Annotated in this window: 3 protein-coding genes; 2 read left to right on the top strand and 1 reads right to left on the bottom strand. The window is 53.6% G+C overall.

Translation table 11 applies throughout. The annotated features are described in order from the left end of the window. Positions 1-559: 559 nt before the first annotated feature. Both AC3FLX_RS33510 and AC3FLX_RS33505 read left to right on the top strand, forming a co-directional pair. Positions 560-931: a hypothetical protein gene (locus AC3FLX_RS33510; protein WP_488701577.1), complete on the top strand. Its 372-nt coding sequence runs from the start codon at positions 560-562 to the stop codon at positions 929-931. Positions 932-1644: 713 nt separating this feature from the next. Next, complete coding sequence (locus AC3FLX_RS33505; protein ID WP_488701576.1) at positions 1645-4023, top strand: di-heme oxidoredictase family protein; 2379 nt, start codon at positions 1645-1647, stop codon at positions 4021-4023. A 2193-nt stretch (positions 4024-6216) separates the two neighbouring features. On the opposite strand, the gene AC3FLX_RS33500 is transcribed toward AC3FLX_RS33505, so the two are convergent. After that, a partial coding sequence (locus AC3FLX_RS33500; RefSeq protein ID WP_488701575.1) for a calcium:cation antiporter occupies positions 6217-7219 on the bottom strand: 1003 nt, incomplete at its 5' end.

Below are 7219 nucleotides of genomic sequence, written 5' to 3'. Positions count from 1 at the left end.
TCCCTGCCTCCCTGCCTCCCTGCCTCCCTGCCTTCCCTGCCTCCCTGCCTCCCTGCCTCCCTGCCTCCCTGCCTCCCTGCCTCCCTGCCTCCCTGCACCCACGCAGAAGTTTCTTAAGCCGTCTTCATTGGTAGTGTCTTGCAACTCCAGTTTTCGAGGGGCCGTGCCGCCAATCCGAGGAATTCGACATTCTTCCGATGCGCGATAGTCCTGTGGGGTTGCTGGCAGGAGCGTACATGCAGGCGGTATGGCTTCCACACTCCGATTAGCCGTGGACCGACGTCGCGTATGACGGCGGGTGCACTGGTCGCGTCTTATCCCTTAAGCTGGGGCTGACCCGGGACGCTGTTACTTGTATGGAATAACGAACAAGTTCTCGCCATGCGGCGCCCGAGGCACGATTTCATTTCTGATGCGGATCCCGTCGAACTGGCTCCCCGGTGAGCAGCCGAATTCACGAATTCCGGGAAGTCAAGGCGGAACGCACCTCCGTTGCGCAGCAAGCTTCCGATCTAAAATAGGAACAGAAACGAATCCGAAGGCAAAAACGGGGGGGGATATGAAGATTATTTTTCTTTGCGCCGTCGTAACGCTGGCTTGTGCGTGCAGGCCCCTGGAGAGTCCCGATCATTCGCTATCCGCGCGCGATTGCCATCGGTGCCGAATGGTTATCTCAGAATTTAAACATGCTTTAAGTGCTTACGAGAACGACAGACTAGCTGGGGTGCCGCGGCAGCAACTCTCGACTTTGAGAATGCTTGCGCCGGATATGACGTGGGAAGAACTTGATCTGACGCTGTCAGAAGTTAAGATTTTTAATTATCAGATTAAAGATCCAGAATCAAGGTTTATCGCATTTGGAGAGATGGATAAAGAATGTGAACAAAATGGGTCAATTTCTTCGTGGTTATGGAAAAGCTATTCAAAATAAAATTATGAAACAATTGTTGGGTTATAGCTTTGCGCGTCTCGCGGAAACGTGGGCAGTGGACTAGTAAATAGATCGAGCGTCAGGATCCTGTAGCAGGCTCATGCAGTATGTCTGAAAACCGTTGGTCACATGACGCATGTTTTCAGAGTATAAGTCCTCCCCAAAATGCTCTTGAAACCAGCGCACTGTTTCTGTCCTCATACCTCTGACTTCGTGAATGCGCGGCGTCTCGGCGTCTACGCGATCCGCCCAAGTACGTTAGGGTCCATCGCCGCGAGGGCACGTGCACGCACTTTCCCAACGTGTGAATAGCGCCGCCGACGATCTAGACGACGCCGCATCCATCGAGGCGCGGCAACACCGTTCCGGACGTTACCGCGATACGAATCTGACATCGATGCGGTGCTACGCTCGCGAAGTGCCGTAATGAAAGCGCCGCTATCAAGGCCTCCTCGCCTTGACTAGGAAAAAGCTGTGGTGTGTTGCTTGCCATGCTGCGATCGCATCCTCCAACGGCCAAAATCCGCCCTCTAATGCTTGTCGACCCACATAGGGTTCCCGTTCGCCCCTCTAAGAAGGGCCCTCGCGATTCCCAAATAGGGTATTTGCCGGATTTTCAAGCTAGTGAAACTTTGCGATCTTCCAAGACAATTCAGAAACGCAACTGCTTCCGGCGAAAATTAACTCAGTAATAATAAGCTATCGATATAATAATGCTTCCGTTTTTGCAAAAGATCGCTAAGATCAAAGTAATAGGAAAGTTTCCGTCTCGGATGACGAGGATTGTCTTGGCGGCCAGTGCAGCAACAATATTTTCCGGGTGTGGCGGAGGGGATGAGCCGAACCCTGGACTTCCGGTGCTCGAGGAGCGCCAAGGAGACAACAAGGGGCCGATTCCTCAGTTGCCGGAAATCCAACCAATCAATCCTGAGGACGTACGCCGGTATCACCCACTTGCATGGGCAAATCCGTTGCCAAGCACACAATACGTAAAAGCGGACGGAACGCTGGTTACGAATGTCGGCGGTCGAGTCCGCAATCGGCATGCGAGGGAGTCGTTTACTGATAATTATAATATCTTCGCGCCGCATTATTTCGAAAGACGTACGCATGAAATTGTTATATACGATAACGCAGATCCATTGGATCATTCGAGTAGAATTATAACTGTTACCATAAGGCCACAGTCATGGCTTTTTGACTTGAATTTTAGACATGGATATATAGGCCATGTCAATGACAAGAATCTCTATAACGACAACACAAATGCTAATAGAATCCTTAGGTCCTCTAGGGGTGAAAACATAAAGACGCCGATTGATAATTATAATCAGCTCGAAATTGATAATCGCCTAAGCTCCGGAAGTGGGGACTATACCCCAAACGGTCCGTTACCGGAGGACTATGTGATAGTGAAGGAAATTAGGGAATACGCAAACGCATTGGATGCGAATGGGATGCCCTATCACCGCAAGCTAAAGGCTGGCGATATTGTTGAGTTCGAGCTAGGAATTTTTTTGGCGGGAGAGCAGCAAATCAAGGATCCATTTGGGTTGCCAAACCGCTTTAACTATTATTCAGATGCCCTAGTTTACGAAGTGGGATCGCCGGGGCTTGTGCCCTGGAAGCAACAGGGGGGGAATGGTATTTTCCGAGGCGGCATTTCGACTGCACTTTGGCCGGCCGCAATACCCATTGATTTTCGACTAGGCGGCGGTCTTACGACCCAGGAGGATACATCTTCTCTTCCCAGTGCAATGCTTCAGCAGGCCGGGACAAATATTGCTGGCTACAACATGCAGCCTTGGGTTGAGGGGCGACGGTTAATGCATACATCGTTTTTAACCGGTATGCACTCGGACGAAAGTAATACTTTGTTTGCACAACATATTGGAAAGACCGGTGCTGCGCTTTCCCAAACTCGATGTGTAAGCTGCCACACTGGGAATGGAAAAAGCTCCCCGGAATTCGGGAAGCCGTTGTCGAAGCTTGGCGTGTTTGTCGGGGATCTAACTTCGAATGGAGGCGTTACGCCCACCAAGGAGTTTGGAATCCGCTTACAGCAGGGAACCATCGAGGAGTACGCCGATCCGCTTAAGAAGCAACTTATGAAGATCGATGGCCGCGAAGGCACGTTGATGATCAAATCGTTGTTAAGTTCATCTGATAAATATTCGGATGGAACACCTTATGAGTTGGTGGCGCCCGTATATGAACTGACAGGGCGGGATAATGGCAAGCGCCCTTTGCCTTCTGCATTGTCTGTACGTTCCGCTCCCCATCTCGTTGGGATGGGACTGTTAGAGGCGATTCCCGAGGCGACCTTAGAAGATATCGCCCGGAGACAGCCCTCAGAAATGGCTGGAAAGCTTCAAATTGTTGCAGACCATCGTGATCCGCGGGTGATGCGGGTTGGAAGATTTGGCTGGAAAGCCGGAGCGCCTACGCTAGAAAGCCAGATTGCAGCGGCATTCGATCATGACATGGGGGTTAGTTCAGTCGTTAGACCGGTACCGGAATGCGTTATTGGGGTGATGGGCGAAGCCTGTAGACGCAATGCCGAGAATCCTGTTGGAGTAGGAGAGCACGAGCTCGATCGCATTGGAACCTATTTGAGCCTATTGGGTGTCCCCCCCCAGCGGGCGTTCGCCGATGCAACTAAGCCAAATCAGGACCTGGAAAGAAGCAGGGTGTTGAGGATAAATGATGGCGAGCGAAACTTCCACGCGGCAAAATGCGCGGTTTGCCACGTGCCCGATGTCAAAACCGGCGAGCACAAATTTCCAGAACTGCGAGGTCAGGCCATCCGTCCATACACGGACCTTTTGCTGCATGACATGGGTCCGGGGCTTGCCGACAGCTATCCCGAGGGCTTAGCAAAGGGCAGCGAATGGCGGACGGCTCCGTTGTGGGGAATTGGTATGCTGGAAAAAATCGATCCGAATGTGAAGTATCTCCATGATGGTCGCGCTAGAACTCTTGAAGAAGCGATTTTATGGCACGGCGGTCAGGCAGAAAAAAGCAAAGATTATTTCAAAAATTTGAATAGTGATGAAAGAATGAAGCTAATCGAATTCTTACGCAGCTTGTAATGTAAGAACGGACTAGCTTCCACCAACTTGCTCGGCTTGTATAAAAATACCTCGTGGCAGTTCGGTCGCGGATGCTGCAGAGTTTCCCCGCGTCGCAGCGACTGCGCTGCGGGGAAAGACGGATCGGGTGGAGTCGGTATGATCGTCGGCTTGCGACCGAACCTTCGCCATGTTTGGTGCGGCGGCGCGTTCGCCTATGCTAGGGTTGCAATACGACCAGAAGCAAGATGTGGAGCGCTAGAGGGCAATGCCACTAGGGCTGCGCAAGGCTCTGAGTTGCTAAACACGGTGGCTTTATCACGTCAAGTCGCCGTTGCGCGAGAGGAGGTAGCTTCGAGTCCGGAAAGAGCATCGATAACTAACGGATTGAGTATCGAACAGCCCTGTATTACATCTGTTTAGACGCGTATGAAAAATGCCACTCTTCTCGCTGCTCAGCACCTCCTGCAAAGTGACCTGCAATTGCTCGCCGAGCCAGGTGGCCAGCGCGGCGTCGAAACTCGAGAGCAATTTTGCGCCTGTCACAAAATGTCATCTGAAAGGAACAGTCCCATGTACAGTTGTTCTAGTCGATCCTTTTATCGACGCTCTACGCATTAGGCGAGTCCGTCGCAGTCTCCTGCTCCGGCCTTGCCCATGCACACTGAAAAAGTCATGCAGCGACAACACCCAAAAAAGCCCGTTGTAAATCGCCTTTCTTAGGCATATTTTCGCCGAAACTATGAAAGCCTTGAGGCTGAGGATCAAATCATGCGCGGTATCTTTTCCATCTATGTCCGCTCTTTTACGCTGAAAAAGCACTTGGCGTCGCCGTTTCAACGACTTCCCGCGTCCGCCGACAAGCCACCCATCGATACCGGGTGGTACCCCCGCACTGAGCGGGCCCCGCATACCAATGCAGAGTTTGCTGACGCTGCCGTGCGTTTCTGCCGAACGCTCTGGTAAGCATTCGCAATGCTTCAGACGTCAGCCTCATCAGCCACGGTTTGGTGCCAATCCGTGGATAGCCAGACCTGACTGTCCATACTATTTTCTCGCAGACATAAATCTAAGGGAAGCGCTTTCTCTCACTCAATAAAAATATGGGAAAAACTGCCTGCTTCACCGGTATCACCACCGTCTGGCGAAGACCTTCGTCTAGTTTTTTGGCTACCGTGATTTCTGGCGTCCAGTGACGCTTTGATCAACCTATTTTAACGGATTGAGATGAAGGAAGGTGAAAGAGTTCGTTTCAACAACCGACCCAATTCATGGAGTCGTACAGAACTGGAAACGTTGCGCGAGTGTTGGGCGAGTCCTCTGCCAGTCCGACTATGGCAAGATAGACTTCCATGTCGAAGTCATGGCGCAATATTAAGCATGGCGAATTTTCTCGGTCTGCCTCGACGCAATGTACGACATAACTCTTTGGGCTCCATGACATGGAATGCGATTTGTCATGCATTAGCTAAATCTACTCTTTCTTGTAAAGATCTTGCGCAGATTACGGGCCTGAGTAGAAACTATATCTACGTAGAGTTGCGGGCGCATTGTGGTACCGACGTACATATTATCGGATATACAAACGGAGCGCACAAAGAAGCACTTTGGAGGCTTGGAAAAGGCTCTAATGCCTTAAAGCCAGAACCGCTCTCCAAGGCCGAGATTTCGCGTAGGTATCGATTGCGTCGAAAGTTGATTCGGCGGGATATTGCGGCCTCTTGGTTATAGATGCCCTGCGACATGGGCCGCAGTGGCATTGGCTGCACCATTGTCGTGACGCATTCAAAAGTTACGTCTGTATCTGCTCCCCCTCGGTGCGAAGCATAACCAGTGCAGGCATGCATCCGCTCTACATCAGCAGATTGCTCGAGCCCTTGATGGTGTGGGCGTGCACGCCAAGCTGCCCAGTTTGTAGGCCGAAGTCGATGACCAGAACTGCCTTTGGCAACGGAGGGGCACCTCAAGATCACGGCCGTAGCTATTGCGAAGGACATCCCAGCGCTACGAGCAACATTCGCGGGAGCAAGCGCAGACGCGCTAAGCTGGTCGCGGCATAGTCGGTTTGCGCGTGCGCAGTACCATCTGGCGACTCAGCTAAGCTCCTCCTACACCTTGCGAGCCTAACGCGATGCTCTTACAACGTCGTTCAGTTTCGCTGGCCGCTTCATAGTTAGCCGCGAGAGGCGCGGTGTTGCGGATCTGGCTGACAAACTATGGTACCACGGTCAGAAACAGATATGCCGCGAAGATTACTAAATGCACCACGCCTTGAAGGATCGTCGTGCGGCCCATGCCCAACGTCAGGGACGCCACGATCATGGTCAGGAAAAGCAGCACCATCTCCTTTGCGCTGAGCCCAAGTTCGAGCGGCTGTCCGATCGTGATGAAGACCACGGCCACCGTGGGAATGGTCAGGCCGATACTGGCCAGCGCGGAACCCAGCGCCAGGTTCAGACTGGTCTGAATGCGGTCCGACCGCGCGGCGCGCAGGGCGGCCAATCCTTCCGGCAGCAGCACCAGCGCGGCAATCACCACACCCACTACCGCGGCGGGCAGGCCCGCATCGGCGACGGCCTTTTCCACTGAAGGCGACAGCAGCTTGGCCAGCGCCACCACGGCCACCAGACAGACCACCAGCAGCACGCCGCTGGCCACGGCCACGCGGTCTGGCGGAGGCGGGGCATGCACGCTCTCGTCGTGATTGCCTTCCACCAGGAAGTAGTCACGGTGCCGCACCGTCTGCACGAACACGAAGCAGCCATACAGCAGAAGCGACATCACACCGGAGAACGCCAGCTGGGATGGTGACAGCACCGGGCCTGGCGTGGTGCTGGTGAAGTTCGGCAGCACCATTGTCAGCCCCAGCAGCGTGACCAGAATCGCCATCGCGGCGTTGGCGCCGGGCGCCTGGAACGCTTGCTCGCGATGATGCAGCGCGCCGACGAACAGGCATATGCCGACGATGCCGTTGCAGATGATCATGACTGCCGCGAACACGGTGTCGCGCGCAAGGCCGGCTTTCTCCGGCCCGGACGACAGCATCACCGACACAATCAGCGCCACCTCGATCACGGTCACCGCAATCGCCAGCACCAATGTGCCGAAAGGCTCGCCCACCCGGTGCGCTACCACCTCGGCATGATGCACGGCGGAAAACACCGCGCCGGCCAGTGCGGCGGCCATCAATGCAATCAGCCAGCTTTGGCCCGTCATC

The sequence above is a fragment of the Cupriavidus sp. 291-E7 genome (assembly GCF_057798835.1).
The sequence above is the reverse complement of the archived record's forward strand: the minus strand, read 5'-3'. Positions and strand labels throughout refer to the sequence as shown.